Raw genomic sequence first — 13,962 nt, forward strand, 5'->3', positions numbered from 1 at the left:
CTCAGTTCCTCCGGCTGGTATTTTCGAGTTGCGCCAGTTCTTCATCGCTACGCACCGCAGGGCGGAAGTCGGGATGGTCGGCGCTGATGATGCGTTCGACGGTGTGCAGGCGGCCTTCCAGCCGGCGCGCGGTGTCGTACAGTTCGTCGAGCAGCTGCTCGTCTTCTCCGGTCAGCGTCTTGGCCTGCTTCCACTTGGTGATGTAGTGGAGGATCAGCCAGGGCAGACCGAGGAAGAGCGTTCCGATAACGATCGGGACGATGATGATTTCTTCCATCGGTCTGGCTCCTTATTGCTTGCTGGCGTGCGCGGCCTTGAGCGCGGCAAGCTCGTCGGCGACCTTGTCGGCGGCCTGGAGTTCGGCGATCTCTTCGTCGAGCGACTTTTTGTAGCCCAGGCTCAGTGCATCGGCGCGGCCTTCGGCTTCGTCGACGCGGCGTTCGAGGATGTCGAAGCGCGAGAAGGCATCTTCGACGCGGTCGCCGTTGGTCATTTCGCGCAGCTTAAACTTGTTCTCGGCGCTTTCGAGGCGGGTCGAGACGTTCGACTGGCGGGCGCGCGCTTCGCTGAGTTTTTTCTGCAGCTTAGCGATGTCGTCTTCATAGCCCTTGAGCGCGTCGTCAAGGACGGCGATTTCAGCCTTCAGACGCTCGGCCATGTCGCCGGCTTTCTGCTTTTCGACCAGCGCGGCGGTGGCAAGGTCTTCGCGGTCCTTCGACAGCGCGAGTTCGGCCTTTTCCTTCCAGCTGTCCTGAAGGCTTTCCAGCTTGGCGATGTGGCGGCGCATTTCCTTTTGGTCCGCGATCGTGCGGGCGGCGGAAGCGCGGACTTCGACGAGCGTTTCGTTCATCTCGAAGATGATCTGACGGATCATCTTTTCGGGATCTTCGGCTCGGTCGAGCAGGTCGGTGACGTTGGCGGCGATGATGTCGCGGGTGCGTGAAAAAATACCCATTTGAAAAACTCCTGTCGAAATCTGGAGACCTTGGTCTTTTATAAAAGGCTGGTGCCGGGGCGGGGCAAGGGGGAGAGTGCCCCGGCACCAGTGCCGGTCAGGCCAAAGCGCTGACCGCCGGGGACATGACAGCGGCAACCAGCGGGCCGGCGTGGACGCCGGTGGCACTGGCCGCAACCTGCGGCTGGTCGATCGCTCCGACGAGAATGGCCAGCGCTCCGGCCGTGCTCAGCACGAAAGTGGCGGCTTGGGCAATCATCGACTTCATGGTCTAACCTTCCTGTGGTCTTTCGCTGCACCGGAACAATTTTGCCCGGTTCGTATCCAACAATGCAGACACCGTGCCAGTTGCGCCAAGCCACGCAAATCCGCGCAACTTCACGCGCAAAGCGCTTCCGCGCTCGAATTGACTTGCCATCGAGCGGGAAAATTTGCCAATGATTGGGAATGGAGCGCGAGACCCAATTTATCGGCCAGTCAGCGGCGTTTCAGGACGCGGTCGAACGCGCGAGCCTCGCCGCATCGCTTGACCGGCCGGTGCTGGTGATCGGCGAGCGCGGCACCGGCAAGGAACTGATCGCCGAACGCCTCCACCGCCTGTCGACGCGCTGGGACCGCCCCTATGTCATCCTGAACTGTGCCGCGATGCCCGAGACGCTGATCGAGTCGGAATTGTTCGGGCACGAGGCGGGCGCCTTCACTGGCGCGACGCGCACCCGAGCGGGGCGCTTCGAGGAGGCCGACGGTGGCACCTTGTTCCTCGACGAGCTGGCAACGATGTCGATGGGCGCGCAGGAACGGTTGCTGCGCGCGGTCGAATATGGCGAGGTCACCCGCGTCGGATCGTCGCGCCCGATCCGCGTCGATGTCCGCATCGTCGCGGCCACCAACGAACATCTGCCCGCGCTGGTCGACGAAAACCGCTTCCGCGCCGACTTGCTCGACCGCCTTTCGTTCGAGGTCATCACCCTGCCCCCGTTGCGCGCGCGCGAGGGCGATATCGAAGTGCTCGCCACCTATTTCGGGCAGCGGATGGCGACCGTCCTCGGCTGGGAAGAATGGCCGGGCTTCGGCCCGCGCGCGCTCGCCGCGATGGAAGGCCATGACTGGCCGGGCAATGTCCGCGAACTGCGCAACGTCATCGAGCGCGCGATCTATCGCTGGGCCGACTCGGAAAAGCCCGTGGATGCCCTCAGCTTTGATCCGTTCGCCAGCCCCTGGCAGCCGGCGGTGCGCAAATTGGCGGCGAAGGTGGCCGATGGCGCCGCATCGGCCGCGCCCGCCGAGCCTTCGGCCAAATCGACCGCGATGCCCACCGGCCCGGTAAGCGACCTGCGCGCGGCGGTCGACTCCTATGAGCGGCAGATATTGTCCGACACGATGGCCCGCTGCCGTTTCAACCAGAAGGTCGCGGCCGAGGCACTGGGGCTGAGCTACGACCAGATCCGCCACGCGTTGAAGAAACATGGGCTGAATCAGCAATAGTCATCGTCGCCCCCGCGAAGGCGGGGGCCGCAATCGGCATATTACGACGCGGCGGTTCTAGGCTGCAAACGGCCCCCGCCTTCGCGGGGGCGACGTGATTACTGCCCCGGCAACTGATCGTTCAGCGCCTCCAGCACGCCATCCTGCGTCGATACGGTATCCGCGAGCCGGTCGCGCAGCGCGTAGATTTCGGGCAGGCCGTCGATCGCATTCTCGACGCTGCGGTCAAGATAGAGCCGGTCGATATCGGCGAGCGCGGCGGTGAGCGGCGCGCGGGTGGCGGTGAGGCGCGAGATCGCCTGCTGCGCGACGACCCAGCGCTCGCTGGCGACCGGGGCGCCTGCGGCAGCAGACACAAGCAACGCAGTCGCGTTGCGCTCGGCGGCAAAGGCCTGCTGCGCACCCGCAGCGTCCGCTTCCCAGCGCGCGAGGCGTCCGCCAAGGTCGGCAGGGAGCGGCCCCGGCGGGGCAACAACCACCGCGGGCGGCGCCACGTCGAATCGCCCCTCGACCGGCCGTTTGGCGAGCGACGGCGCGCCTGTATTCTGCGCCGCGGCGCAGGCCGACAGCGACAAGGAGGCGGCAACGGCCAATGACAGAGTAAGAAGGGTGCGCTTCATCGCCGCCTCTGATATGGGTGCGGGCGCAAGGCAGCAAGTACCGAATCGGCGGTGCGCCGTGTCATTCGGCTTCTGACCCGCTTTTCGCTCGAAAAGCACGGGATTTGGCGGTTGACAGCGAAGCGCTGGCTCGCTAGTGGCGCTGACTTTCCCGCATGCCGGAAAAATCGCCTGCCTTGGTGGGTGACTGGTGCGCGGGTGATTTAGTTTTTTGATTGGATGGAAGACCATGTTCGCAATCGTGCGCACGGGCGGCAAGCAGTATCGCGTCGCCGCCGGAGACAAGATCGCCGTTGAAAAGATCGACGGCGAAGCTGGCGACACCGTGTCGCTGGGCGACATCCTGCTGGCCGGTGACGGCGGCGAGGTGAAGAGCGCCGATGGGCTCGTGGTTTCGGCCGAAATCATCGCGCAGACGCGCGGCGAAAAGGTCATCGTGTTCAAGAAGCGCCGTCGGCACAATTATCGCCGTCGCAATGGTCATCGTCAGTCGCTGACGCTGCTGCGCATTCTGGCCGTCGGCGAAGCCAAGAAGGCGACGCCGAAGAAGGAAGCTGCACCGAAGGCCGAAGCCGCTCCGGCGACCGAAGCCAAGGCTGCTGCGCCCGCCAAGGAAGCACCGGCCAAGGCCGCACCCGCCAAGGAAGCCGCACCGAAGAAGGCTGCTGCGCCCAAGGCCGAAGCTGCCGAGAAGGCCGCCCCCGCCAAGAAGCCCGCTGCCAAGAAGGCAGCCCCCAAGAAGGACGCCTGAGCGCGGCAACGCGGCTCGGCCCCTGAAACGAATTAAGGAGCATCAGTCATGGCACATAAGAAAGCAGGCGGTTCATCGCGCAACGGTCGCGACTCAGCCGGCCGCCGCCTTGGCGTGAAGAAGTTCGGCGGTCAGGAAGTGATCGGCGGTAACATTATCGTGCGCCAGCGCGGCACCAAGGTGTACCCGGGCGCCAACGTCGGCATGGGCAAGGACCACACGCTGTTCGCAACCGCCGAAGGCCATGTGCGATTCCACGACGGTAAGCTTGGCCGCAAATTTGTGTCGGTCGACGTCATGGCGGAAGCAGCCGAATAAAGAGCGATCTGCACGGGTCGCCCAGCAAGGGATGACCCGGAACGGTCCTTTCCGCTTGAGGCGGAAAAAAAGTTCGAAAAGAGGGAGACGGGTCATCCCCGGACTCCCTTTTTTCTCGCCCATTGTCCGCGACTTGGCGGGCAGGCGTGAAAATCGGGCCATCCATCTCCCTCCATATCGAATGTCGTCAAAGCGTCACCATCTGGCGCCATGGCGACGACAATTGGGAGTGATAAGATGTTTGCGCGTACCGAAAGATTGTTGCTGCGGCCCGGCTGGCAGGAAGATGCCCCGGCGCTGGCCCGTGCGATCGGCGACGAGATGATCGTCCGCAACCTCGCCAGCGCGCCCTGGCCCTATAGCGAGGACGATGCCCGGACGTTCCTGGCGGGGTGGTCGAGCGCCAACCCCAGCCGCTTTCTGATGGTCCAGCGCACCGCCAGCAGCCCGCGCATCATCGGCTGCATTGGCATGGACCATATGGAGGATGGCTTGGTCGAGCTCGGCTATTGGGTCGCGCGGCCGTTCTGGGGGCTCGGCTATGCGACCGAGGCCGGTCGGCACATGATCGATCTGGCGCGCACCATGGGCATCCGCAATCTGATGGCGTCGCATTTCGTCGACAACCCGGCCTCAGGATCGGTGCTCCGCAAGCTCGGCTTTCGGCCGACCGGACGCGAAATCGTTCGCGCCAGCCGGGGGCGCGGCACGCCTGCCCCGACGATCGAATATGCGCGCTCCATCGCTGCGCCGGGAAATGACAAGGATGACGCCGACGACCCGGTCGCCACGCTAGGCAAACCGCGATGGCCCGCCGAAATGCGCGACGACTGGCGATTGCAGGCGGCGTGAACAGGCGCAGCCGCAGCCCCTCGGATACCGAGGGGCTGCTGAGCTGAGCGCCTCAGCGTCCCAGCTTGCTCGCCATGCCCATGATGTCGTCGAGCGGATTGCCGTCGCCGTTCAGGTCGAGCATGTTGGCAAGGCCGCCCAGCCCGCCGCCGGCCGCCGCCGGTGCTGCGCCGCCGCCGACTGCGCCGCCCAGCACATTACCGAGCATCCCGCCGAGGCCGCCACTGCCGCCCGAACCACCGAGCACGCCGCCGATCAGGTCACCCAGACCGCCGCCGCCCTGCGCCTGGCCGCTCTGCTTGGCCATATAGCCCGCGACCATCATCGCGAGGATCGGCAGCATTTTTTTGAGCAACCCCGAATCGAGCCCTGACTGGGTCGCCGCCTGTCCGGCGACGGTGCGGCTGACGTCCTTCGATCCGAAAATCTGGCCGAGCACCTCGTTGCCGGGTGCCACCGGGGTCGGCTGCGATCCCAGCACCGAATCGAGCAGACCGCCACCGCCAAGCTGGCCGAGCAGCCCGCCCAGCCCTTCGATCCCGCCCGATTGCGCCTGTTTCTTGAACCCGCCCAGGATCGCGGGCAGCAGCGCCTCGGCGCCCTGCTTGGCCATGGCGGGTGGAATGCCCAGGTCTTTTGCCATCGATTCGATGCCGCCGGCCTGCGCCAAAATGTCGGTCAGGTTCATGTCGCTAATCTCCCACTCCGGCGCAGATCGGACTACGCCCACCCGCGTGACTATAACAGTGCGGGCGCGGAGGACGAGTCGTTCATTTGGCTGTCATTTTCAGATGCATAGTCCTAGCCTGCGAACAACCGACTCACCCTTTCCGGGTTGGGCCGCGCCGTAGTGGGAGTAAAATCATGGGCATTTTCAGTAGCATCAAAGACGCGATTTTCGGCAAGAAGGCGGTCGCGGCAGAGCCCGCACCGGCAGCGCCGAACCCGGTCGGCAGCGCGCTCGACGCCGCGACCAGCGCGATGGCGGCCGCCGCCACGGCTCCGCCTGCCGAAGTCGATGTCGACGCGATCCTGACCGCCGAAGCGGCGGGCAAAGACCTCAACTGGCGCACCTCGATCGTCGACCTTATGAAACTGCTCGGTATCGATTCGAGCCTTGCCAACCGCAAGGAGCTGGCGACCGAACTCGGCTATACTGGCGAGCTCGACGGCAGCGCCGAGATGAACATCTGGCTGCACAAGGCGGTGATGCGCGAACTCGCCGCGAACGGCGGCAAGGTGCCCGCCGACCTGACCGACTGACATCGTCGATCCTCCCTGTAGCGAAGCCATGAGGAGGTGGCAGCCCTCAGGGCTGACGGAGGGGCCATGAAGCGTCGTCGCTGCCCCTCCACCATCCTTCGGATGTCCCCCTCCCCACGGCCTCGCCGCAGGGCGGATATGGTTCCCATTGACCGTAACGCCGCGCCGCTTAGACAGGTTTCAGAAGAAACAAAGTCGCAAGGGAGCCGCCGCGTGCATCAGAACCTGTCCACCCCGTTCACCCGCCGCCAAACGATGGCCACGCTCGGTACCGGCGCGGCGAGCCTTGCGCTGACCGCGTGCAGCCGCGGGCCAGCAGGGATCGCAGCCCTGTCGTCAGCCACTGCTACGCCGCAGGCCGCTGCCGAGGCGCTGCTAGCGTCGATCGCCGACAATCTGCTCGCGCTGTCGCCCGAGGGCGCGACCTCGCTCGGCATCGATACCGGCGCACGCGCCGCCGAGCGCGGCAAGCTGTCCGACCGCTCGGCCGCCGGACAACAAGCCGTCGCAAACACGCTGAAGGCCGACGTCGCACGCGTCCGCACCTTTACGGAAGCGGGCGGCGTCGACCGCATCGATCACAAGACGCGCACCAGCCTGGCGGTTGTCGAGAGCGCCTATGGCGTCGCGCTCGACGGCTTCGCCCTGCCCTATGGCGATGTCGCGGTCGGCGGCTGGCGCAACACGCCCTATGTCGTGATCCAGAATGTCGGCGCCTATCTCGACGTGCCCCGCCTGCTGACCAGCGACCAGCCGGTGAAAACGAGCGCCGATGCTGAGGCCTATCTGGCGCGACTTGGGGCATTTGCCGGCGTCCTCGATGGCGAAACCGAGCGGCTCAAGGCGGGGGGCGCACAGGGAATGATCGCCCCCGCCTTCCTGATCGACAAGGCGCTGCCGCAGATCGAGGCAACGCTGGCCGACGCCCGCGGCGGCGGCAGTCTGGCCGACGCGCTGGCGACGAAAGCGCGCGACGCGGGGCTGGCGGGCGACTGGGGCGCCCGTGCGGGCGCCATTGCCCGCGGTCCGGTCAGCGCGGCGCTCGCACGCCAGATCGCCGAACTGAAGACACAGCGCCCCCGCGCCACGATGGACGCAGGGATGTGGGCGCGGCCCGGCGGCGACGAATGGTATGCGTGGGGCCTGCGCGCCAGCACCACAACGCGGATGACCCCTGACGAAATCCACCGCATGGGGCGCGCGGAACTGGCCGAGTTGCAGGGACAGATGGACCCGATCCTGAAGCGGCTTGGCTATACGCAGGGGTCGGTCGGCGACCGGATGAACGCGCTGGCCAAGGATCCGCGCTTCCAGTTTCCGAACAATGACACGGGCCGCGCGGAGATCATGGCCTATATCCAGACCTGGCTCGGCAAGATCCGCGCTGAAATGCCGCGCGCCTTTCGCACCCTGGTCCGCGGCAATGTCGAGGTGAAACGACTGCCGCTGGCCGAGGAACCGGGCGCGCCTGCGGCCTATGGCGGCGCCGGGTCGATCGACGGCAGCATTCCCGGCAAATTCTGGATAAACCTGCACACCACCGACCTGCACAGCAAATATTCGCTGCCCGACCTGACCTTTCACGAGGCGATCCCGGGGCATGTGTGGCAGGGCGAATATGCCAACCAGATGCCGCTGATCCGCACGATGCTGGCGTTCAATGCCTATTCTGAAGGGTGGGCGCTGTATGCCGAGCAGCTTGCCGACGAGCTCGGCCTCTTCGATGATTTCGAGGTCGGGCGGCTCGGTTACCTCCAGTCACTCGCCTTCCGCGCCTGCCGCCTTGTCGTCGACACCGGCCTGCATGCGAAACGCTGGACGCGCGAGCAGGGAGTCGAGTTTTTCGTCAAGGAAAACGGCTCGAACCCGCTCGAGGTCGCGAGCGAGGTCGATCGTTATTGCAGCTGGGCCGGGCAAGCATGTGGATACAAGGTCGGCCACAGCGAGATCGTCCGCCAGCGCGGGCTGGCGCAGGCGGCGCTGGGGACGAAATATGACCTGCGCGATTTCAACAATGTCGTCGTCGAGGGCGGCAATGTGCCGCTCGACGTGCTGGCGCAGAATGTTGCCGCCTATGTGGCGGAGAATAAGGGCTGATGCGGTGGCGGATCGCCTTGTCGACACTAGGTGCGGCGCTGCTAGCGAGCAGCGGCGGCCATGCCGCGGACGCCCCGGCCCCGGGAAGCGCACGCGTCGCGATCGTGACGTCGGACGTCGATCGCTTCTATGCCTTGTACGACGACCCAGCGATCGCCGCGCAGCCCGATGTGCTGGCGACGCGCTACCTCGCCGATGCGTCACCGGGGCTGATCGAGTTCATGGCGATGCGCCGGATCACGCCCGAACGCGTGGCAAAGGCCCTGCGCGAGAAGCCCGATCTTTATCGCGACGCGCGGGGTTGCGCCAAAACGCTCGGCAATGTCCGGGGCCGACTGACCGCCGCGACCGATCGGCTGGCGGAACTCTATCCGCCGGCGATTTTTCCGCCGATCACCATCGCAATGAGCCGCGGCACGCCTGTCGCGGCGGCGGATGGCAAGGGGTTGTACGTCTCGCTTGAAGCGCTATGCGCGGCGAAATTCTTCGAAGCCGATGACGAAGACCGGTTCGTCCATGTCATCGCGCACGAATATGTCCATGCCCAGCAACCGCTCGCGCAGGTCGAAAGCGATAGCGACAGCGTGCTCCACGCCTCGCTCGTCGAGGGCGCCGCCGAATTTGTTGCCGAACAGATCGGCGGTTGGGTCGCTTACACCCATCTGCACCGCTGGGCTGCGGGGCGCGAGGCCGCGGTCGAACGCGATTTTTCGGCGGAAAAGGACGGCAAGGCGAATGATTCGCGCTGGGTTTACAACCAGCTCGGCACCCCGGATTGGCCGGGAGACCTAGGCTATTGGGTCGGCTACCGGATCGTCAAAAGCTATTACAGCCGCGCGCCCGACAAGGCGGCGGCGCTCAAGGCGATCATCGAAATGCGCGATCCAGCCGCTTTCCTCGCGGCAAGCGGCTGGACGCCGGGAATGAAGCTTTAGGCGGGGAGCGGCGCGAGGTCGGGGTCAACGAACCGCCGCCGCGCCGCGATCGAAAACAGCAGATCGCGGCTGTAGAAGCGCAGCGGCCAGTCCCGCCTTCCGACATCGGACCGCAACATTGCGTTGACGCGCGCCGCCAGTTCGGTCTCCTCCGTCTCCGACAGGAACAATCGCACCCCCGCGACATACGCGCGCGTGATGCTGTCATGATAACCCTGCGTGTCGTCGTTGACCCCGCCGACGCTCTCGTTGAAGCGGCCGATGATGGTGCCGATCTGGGCATCGACATCGATGTCGGTCCGCTCGCTGAGCAGCCACAGGCACGCGCCCAGATGCGCCTCGTGCGTCCACGCTTCGCGCGGCAGGGTACAGGCGAGCAGGCTTTCGCCCAGCGCGCGGATGTCGGTGTCGCGCTCGAACAGGCGCGGTGAATAGTCGGTGGTCATTTGGTCCGGTCCTTCCGGGTGATTGAGCACCCGGAAGTTTTCCGGGCAAGTTACGCGGCGACCGCGGCCTGCGGTGCCGCCTGGCGGACGCCTTCGTCGACATGGTCCGCAAATTGCGCGAAATTGTCGATGAATTGGCCGACCAGCACCTGCGCGGTGCGATCATAGGCGGCCTTGTCGGCCCACGCCTCACGCGGGTCGAGCAGCGCGCTGTCGACCCCCGGCACCGCGACCGGAACCATGAAGCCAAAGTTCGGATCCTTGCGGAATTCGGCGTCGTTGAGGCTGCCCTCGATCGCGGCGTTGAGCAGCGCACGGGTCGCCTTGATCGGCATCCGCTTGATGCCGTCCATCGTCGCCATGCCGCCGGTCCAGCCGGTGTTGACCAGCCAGCACTGGACGCCGCCCTTGGCGATGCGTTCCTTCAGCAGATTGCCGTACACCGACGGATGACGCGGCATGAACGGCGCACCGAAGCAGGTCGAGAAGGTCGCCTCGGGCTCGGTCACGCCGATTTCGGTCCCGGCCACGCGCGCGGTGTAGCCCGACAGGAAGTGATACATCGCCTGATCGGGAGTCAGCTTCGCGATCGGGGGTAGCACGCCATAGGCATCGGCGGTCAGCATGATGATATTCTGCGGCACCGGACCCATATTCTGTTCCGACGTGTTCGGAATGAAGTCGATCGGGTACGAACCGCGGCTGTTCTCGGCGAGGCTGGCATCGTCGAAATCGAGCTCGCGCGTGACCGGGTCGATCACGACATTTTCCAACACAGTGCCGAAACGCTTCGTCGTCGCGAAAATCTCGGGCTCGGCCTCGGGCGACAGGCGGATCATCTTGGCATAACAGCCGCCTTCGAAGTTGAAGACCGCGGTGTCCGACCAGCCATGCTCGTCATCACCGATCAGCGTGCGCGACGCATCGGCCGACAGCGTCGTCTTGCCGGTACCCGACAAGCCGAAGAATACCGCGGTGTCGCCGTTCGGACCCATATTCGCCGAGCAATGCATCGGCATCACGCCTTTTACAGGGAGCAGATAGTTGAGGATGCCGAACACCGACTTCTTCATTTCGCCGGCATAAGCGGTGCCGCCGATCAGCACGAGCTTTTCGGTGAAGTTCACCGCAACCACGGTTTCGGTGCGCGTGCCGTGCTTCGCCGGATCGGCGCGGAAGCTCGGCAGGTCGATGATCGTATATTCGGCCGCGAACGCCGCCAGCTCCGCGGCACTCGGGCGGACGAGCAAGGTGCGGATGAACTGGCTGTGCCAGGCGAATTCGGTGACGACCTGCACCGCGACGCGGTGCTCGGGCTGCGAACCGCCGAACAGCTGCTGGCGGAACAGTCGCGGGCGCGCCGCCATGTGCGCGAAGAAATCGGCTTTGAGCGCGGCGAAATGATCGGGGGTCATCGGGACGTTGGTCTTGCCCCACCAGATGGTGCCTGCCGTCTCGTCGTCCTGGACGATGAACTTGTCTTTCGCCGACCGGCCGGTGTGCTTGCCGGTTTCGACGACCAACGGGCCATCCTTGGCGAGCAGGCCTTCGCCGTGCCGAATGGCATCCTCGATCAGCGCCGAGGTACCCCAGTTTTCGGCGACCTCCGCCTGCGTTTCGACGGTCTGATTGCCGATCGCCACCTGTGTCATCGTTCAAGCCTTTCCCATGTCCGTCGGCCCCGATTGCATAGGTATGCAGAGGATGCCGCGCATAAGGGCAGGCCCGCATTACCATGGGTGCCGACGTGACGCCGATTCCGTAAATTAAGGGTCGCGTTAGCGAGGATGCCGGACGAGGTCAAAAGATTCCCGCGCGCGCCCGTGCCGTTCTGTGACGGTTGTCGGTCGCGGCGGGATAGGCTAGCTCTGCACCCGGCCCCGCCCAACGGAAAGAGCATGACGGCAACAATCGCGCTGGTCGACGACGACCGCAACATCCTGCAATCGCTCTCCATCGCGCTCCAGGCCGAGGGGTTTGTAACGCGCGTCTATTCGGATGGCGAGGCGGCGCTGAAGCCGCTGCTCGACAATCCCCCCGACCTCGCCGTGTTCGACATCAAGATGCCGCGCATGGACGGGCTCGAACTGCTCCGCCGCCTGCGCGAAAAAAGCCAGCTTCCCGTTATCTTCCTGACCAGCAAGGACGACGAGATCGACGAGGCGCTGGGGCTGGCGATGGGCGCCGACGACTATATCGCCAAACCCTTTTCCCAGCGCTTAGTGATCGCGCGCATCCGGGCGATCCTGCGCCGCGTCGAGCTGAACCAGAATGCGCCCGCAGCTGACGACGAGCCGGTGGCCGAGCCGATCACCCGCGGGCGGCTGAGCATGGACCCAGCGCGGCACAAGGTCGCGTGGGACGGCAAGGGTGTGACCTTGACCGTCACCGAATTCCTGATCCTCGAAACGCTCGCCGCACGCCCCGGCATCGTGCGCAGCCGCAACCAGTTGATGGACGCCGCCTATCAGGACGATGTCTATATCGACGACCGCACGATCGACAGCCACATCAAACGCCTGCGCCGCAAGTTTCGCGAGGTCGATCCCGAATTCGACGCGATCGCGACCCTCTATGGTGCGGGGTATCGTTTTGCCGACGACAGTTGACACCCTCAAACCCGACGCGAGCATCGCCGAGCAGGAGGAATCGCCGCTCGTCTGGTCGGCGCGATGGTCGCTTACGACGCGCATCCTCGCGGTCAATATCCTCGCGGTCGCGCTGCTCGCGGGCGGCTTTTATTATCTCGACACCTATCGCAGCCGCCTCGTCGATACGCGCATCGAGGTGATGACGGACCAGCTCGCGCTCCTCGATAGCGCGCTCGAGGCCGCACGCCCCGACCAGCGCGACCGGCTGATCGCCGAATTCACGGCGGCGACCGAATCGCGCCTGCGTTTCTATGCTGCCGACGGTCGGCTGCTTTCGGACAGCTTTGCGACCGGCCCCGCGACCTATACGCTCCGCGATCCCAATTTGCAGGCGTGGCAGCGCGACGCTGCGCGCGCGATGGACCGCGGCATCGACTGGATCGTCGGCGCGCCGTCCTATCCCGACTTTCGCGAACCCGCGATCGACCGCGCTGCGGCATGGCCTGAAGTCATTGAGGCGCAACAACGTGGCAAGGTAGCGGCACGCTTCCGCTACGCACCCGAACGGACCCCGCTGCTGAGCGCCGCGGCCTTGCTCGATCTGGACACGCAACAGGTCATGTTGATGACGCTCAACGCCCGCGACATCACGCGTACCGTGCGCGCTGAACGATTCCGCCTGGCCGTGGTCGTCGCGATGGTCCTTATCACCTCGATCCTGCTGTCGCTGTTCCTCGCCCGCACGATCGTCCAGCCGCTGCGCCGTCTGGCCCGCGCAGCGGTGCGCGTGCGTCTGGGCCGGGCGCGCGAGGTCGTTGTCCCGCGCCTGCCAAGCCGCCGCGACGAGATCGGCACGTTGGCGCGCGCGCTGTCGGACATGACGCAGGCATTGCGGCAGCGGATCGACGCAGGCGAACATTTCGCCGCCGACGTCACCCACGAACTCAAGAACCCGATAGCGTCGGTGCGGTCGGCAATCGAGGGATTGGGGCGCGTCGGCAATCACGAGCAGCGCGCACAATTGCTGGCGATCGCCGACGAGGATGTGCGGCGACTCGACCGGTTGGTCAACGACATTAGCGAGGCGAGCCGCGTCGATGCCCAATTGTCGCGCACCCTGTTCGAACCGATCGACGTCGGGATGATGATCGAATCGATGCTCGCCGCGCGCCAGGCGCGCATCGACGCCGACATGCCGCACCCGCGCCTCGCCTTTGCCCGCCCGCGCAAAGGCACGACATTGGTGATGGGCGACGGTCACCGGCTGGAACGCGCCATCGACAATGTGATCGACAATGCGATCAGCTTCTCGCCAGCAGCGGGGCTGGTCTGTATCGCCGCAACGCGGCTGGGCGACGAGGTGCATGTTCGGGTCGACGACGACGGCCCGGGGATCGAACCTGCCCAGCGCGAGGCGATTTTCCGCCGCTTTCACAGCGAACGTCCCCCGGGCGAGGCCTTTGGTCGCCACAGCGGACTGGGTCTCGCAATCGCCCGCACAATCATCGAGGGCCATAACGGCACGATCAGCGCCAAGGACCGCGACGACGGCCGATCCGGGGCGAGCCTGCTGATCACGCTGCCCGCACACGAGAATGGTACGACCGACAGTTGAGGCCGCGCAGCCTATCGCCTTGCAGCACCGCCCC

16 protein-coding genes are annotated in these 13,962 nt (G+C 65.4%); 9 read left to right on the forward strand and 7 right to left on the reverse strand.

What is annotated here, in order from left to right; translation table 11 throughout:
- Position 1 precedes the first annotated feature (1 nt).
- The 3 genes from pspB to CDQ92_RS21220 all read right to left on the reverse strand — a co-directional run bounded on the left by pspB (position 2) and on the right by CDQ92_RS21220 (position 1,223).
- Positions 2-277, reverse strand: a complete 276-nt coding sequence (pspB, locus tag CDQ92_RS17200) for an envelope stress response membrane protein PspB (RefSeq protein WP_088442938.1) — start codon at positions 275-277, stop codon at positions 2-4.
- Between the two features lie 12 nt (positions 278-289).
- Entirely contained in the window at positions 290-955 is a 666-nt protein-coding gene (gene pspA / locus CDQ92_RS17205) for a phage shock protein PspA (protein ID WP_088442940.1), read from the reverse strand.
- A 97-nt stretch (positions 956-1,052) separates the two neighbouring features.
- On the reverse strand, positions 1,053-1,223 hold the full coding sequence (locus CDQ92_RS21220) for a hypothetical protein (RefSeq protein WP_158213883.1): 171 nt from the start codon (positions 1,221-1,223) through the stop codon (positions 1,053-1,055).
- 179 nt (positions 1,224-1,402) lie between these two features.
- On the opposite strand from CDQ92_RS21220, the gene pspF reads away from it, so the two are divergent.
- Entirely contained in the window at positions 1,403-2,440 is a 1,038-nt protein-coding gene (gene pspF, locus CDQ92_RS17210) for a phage shock protein operon transcriptional activator (RefSeq protein WP_088442942.1), read from the forward strand.
- A 98-nt stretch (positions 2,441-2,538) separates the two neighbouring features.
- On the opposite strand, the gene CDQ92_RS17215 is transcribed toward pspF, so the two are convergent.
- Positions 2,539-3,060, reverse strand: coding sequence for a hypothetical protein (locus CDQ92_RS17215; RefSeq protein WP_088442944.1), 522 nt, complete (start codon positions 3,058-3,060; stop codon positions 2,539-2,541).
- Positions 3,061-3,289: 229 nt separating this feature from the next.
- Here CDQ92_RS17215 and rplU point away from each other — a divergent pair, with 229 nt between their 5' ends.
- From rplU to CDQ92_RS17230, 3 genes are all read left to right on the forward strand, one after another.
- The gene (gene rplU / locus CDQ92_RS17220; RefSeq protein ID WP_088442946.1) at positions 3,290-3,811 is read left to right on the forward strand and encodes a 50S ribosomal protein L21; all 522 of its coding nucleotides are present in this window, start codon (positions 3,290-3,292) and stop codon (positions 3,809-3,811) included.
- A gap of 48 nt (positions 3,812-3,859) precedes the next feature.
- Positions 3,860-4,129, forward strand: coding sequence for a 50S ribosomal protein L27 (gene rpmA / locus CDQ92_RS17225; protein WP_088442948.1), 270 nt, complete (start codon positions 3,860-3,862; stop codon positions 4,127-4,129).
- 237 nt (positions 4,130-4,366) lie between these two features.
- A complete protein-coding gene (locus CDQ92_RS17230; protein WP_088442950.1) occupies positions 4,367-4,981 on the forward strand; it encodes a GNAT family N-acetyltransferase in 615 nt (204 codons plus the stop codon).
- 52 nt (positions 4,982-5,033) lie between these two features.
- Here the strand turns inward: CDQ92_RS17230 and CDQ92_RS17235 are convergent, their stop codons facing one another.
- A complete protein-coding gene (locus CDQ92_RS17235) occupies positions 5,034-5,669 on the reverse strand; it encodes a DUF937 domain-containing protein (RefSeq protein WP_088442952.1) in 636 nt (211 codons plus the stop codon).
- A gap of 176 nt (positions 5,670-5,845) precedes the next feature.
- Here CDQ92_RS17235 and CDQ92_RS17240 point away from each other — a divergent pair, with 176 nt between their 5' ends.
- The 3 genes from CDQ92_RS17240 (at position 5,846) to CDQ92_RS17250 (ending at position 9,276) form a co-directional block, all read left to right on the forward strand.
- A complete protein-coding gene (locus CDQ92_RS17240; RefSeq protein ID WP_088442954.1) occupies positions 5,846-6,244 on the forward strand; it encodes a DUF3597 domain-containing protein in 399 nt (132 codons plus the stop codon).
- Between the two features lie 255 nt (positions 6,245-6,499).
- A complete protein-coding gene (locus CDQ92_RS17245; RefSeq protein ID WP_169714583.1) occupies positions 6,500-8,341 on the forward strand; it encodes a DUF885 domain-containing protein in 1,842 nt (613 codons plus the stop codon).
- Positions 8,341-9,276, forward strand: coding sequence for a DUF2268 domain-containing putative Zn-dependent protease (locus CDQ92_RS17250; protein ID WP_088442958.1), 936 nt, complete (start codon positions 8,341-8,343; stop codon positions 9,274-9,276). Before CDQ92_RS17245 ends, CDQ92_RS17250 begins: the two co-directional genes overlap by 1 nt.
- Here the strand turns inward: CDQ92_RS17250 and CDQ92_RS17255 are convergent.
- The gene (locus tag CDQ92_RS17255; protein WP_088442960.1) at positions 9,273-9,722 is read right to left on the reverse strand and encodes a hypothetical protein; all 450 of its coding nucleotides are present in this window, start codon (positions 9,720-9,722) and stop codon (positions 9,273-9,275) included. The two genes, CDQ92_RS17250 and CDQ92_RS17255, sit on opposite strands and share 4 nt — an antisense overlap.
- Before the next feature lie 50 nt (positions 9,723-9,772).
- Positions 9,773-11,374, reverse strand: coding sequence for a phosphoenolpyruvate carboxykinase (locus tag CDQ92_RS17260; protein WP_088442962.1), 1,602 nt, complete (start codon positions 11,372-11,374; stop codon positions 9,773-9,775).
- A 246-nt stretch (positions 11,375-11,620) separates the two neighbouring features.
- On the opposite strand from CDQ92_RS17260, the gene CDQ92_RS17265 reads away from it, so the two are divergent.
- Together CDQ92_RS17265 and CDQ92_RS17270 are read left to right on the forward strand one after the other, a co-directional pair.
- Positions 11,621-12,331, forward strand: coding sequence for a response regulator transcription factor (locus tag CDQ92_RS17265; RefSeq protein ID WP_088442964.1), 711 nt, complete (start codon positions 11,621-11,623; stop codon positions 12,329-12,331).
- Positions 12,297-13,928, forward strand: coding sequence for a sensor histidine kinase (locus CDQ92_RS17270; protein ID WP_088442966.1), 1,632 nt, complete (start codon positions 12,297-12,299; stop codon positions 13,926-13,928). Before CDQ92_RS17265 ends, CDQ92_RS17270 begins: the two co-directional genes overlap by 35 nt.
- Positions 13,929-13,962: the final 34 nt, after the last annotated feature.

Origin of the sequence: Sphingopyxis bauzanensis (assembly GCF_002205675.1) — a bacterium.
In the GTDB taxonomy this organism is placed as follows: Bacteria; Pseudomonadota; Alphaproteobacteria; order Sphingomonadales; family Sphingomonadaceae; genus Sphingopyxis; species Sphingopyxis bauzanensis.

Excerpts from the sequence above, each read along its gene's own strand:
- rplU (WP_088442946.1), top strand. The coding sequence starts at position 3,290 with ATGTTCGCAATCGTGCGCACGGGCGGCAAGCAGTATCGCGTCGCCGCC.
- CDQ92_RS17245 (WP_169714583.1), top strand. The coding sequence starts at position 6,500 with ATGGCCACGCTCGGTACCGGCGCGGCGAGCCTTGCGCTGACCGCGTGC.
- rpmA (WP_088442948.1), top strand. The coding sequence starts at position 3,860 with ATGGCACATAAGAAAGCAGGCGGTTCATCGCGCAACGGTCGCGACTCA.
- CDQ92_RS17250 (WP_088442958.1), top strand. The coding sequence starts at position 8,341 with ATGCGGTGGCGGATCGCCTTGTCGACACTAGGTGCGGCGCTGCTAGCG.
- CDQ92_RS17270 (WP_088442966.1), top strand. The coding sequence starts at position 12,297 with ATGGTGCGGGGTATCGTTTTGCCGACGACAGTTGACACCCTCAAACCC.
- pspF (WP_088442942.1), top strand. The coding sequence starts at position 1,403 with ATGGAGCGCGAGACCCAATTTATCGGCCAGTCAGCGGCGTTTCAGGAC.
- CDQ92_RS17255 (WP_088442960.1), bottom strand. The coding sequence starts at position 9,722 with ATGACCACCGACTATTCACCGCGCCTGTTCGAGCGCGACACCGACATC.
- CDQ92_RS17235 (WP_088442952.1), bottom strand. The coding sequence starts at position 5,669 with ATGAACCTGACCGACATTTTGGCGCAGGCCGGCGGCATCGAATCGATG.
- CDQ92_RS17265 (WP_088442964.1), top strand. The coding sequence starts at position 11,621 with ATGACGGCAACAATCGCGCTGGTCGACGACGACCGCAACATCCTGCAA.
- CDQ92_RS21220 (WP_158213883.1), bottom strand. The coding sequence starts at position 1,223 with ATGAAGTCGATGATTGCCCAAGCCGCCACTTTCGTGCTGAGCACGGCC.
- pspB (WP_088442938.1), bottom strand. The coding sequence starts at position 277 with ATGGAAGAAATCATCATCGTCCCGATCGTTATCGGAACGCTCTTCCTC.
- CDQ92_RS17215 (WP_088442944.1), bottom strand. The coding sequence starts at position 3,060 with ATGAAGCGCACCCTTCTTACTCTGTCATTGGCCGTTGCCGCCTCCTTG.
- CDQ92_RS17260 (WP_088442962.1), bottom strand. The coding sequence starts at position 11,374 with ATGACACAGGTGGCGATCGGCAATCAGACCGTCGAAACGCAGGCGGAG.
- CDQ92_RS17230 (WP_088442950.1), top strand. The coding sequence starts at position 4,367 with ATGTTTGCGCGTACCGAAAGATTGTTGCTGCGGCCCGGCTGGCAGGAA.
- pspA (WP_088442940.1), bottom strand. The coding sequence starts at position 955 with ATGGGTATTTTTTCACGCACCCGCGACATCATCGCCGCCAACGTCACC.
- CDQ92_RS17240 (WP_088442954.1), top strand. The coding sequence starts at position 5,846 with ATGGGCATTTTCAGTAGCATCAAAGACGCGATTTTCGGCAAGAAGGCG.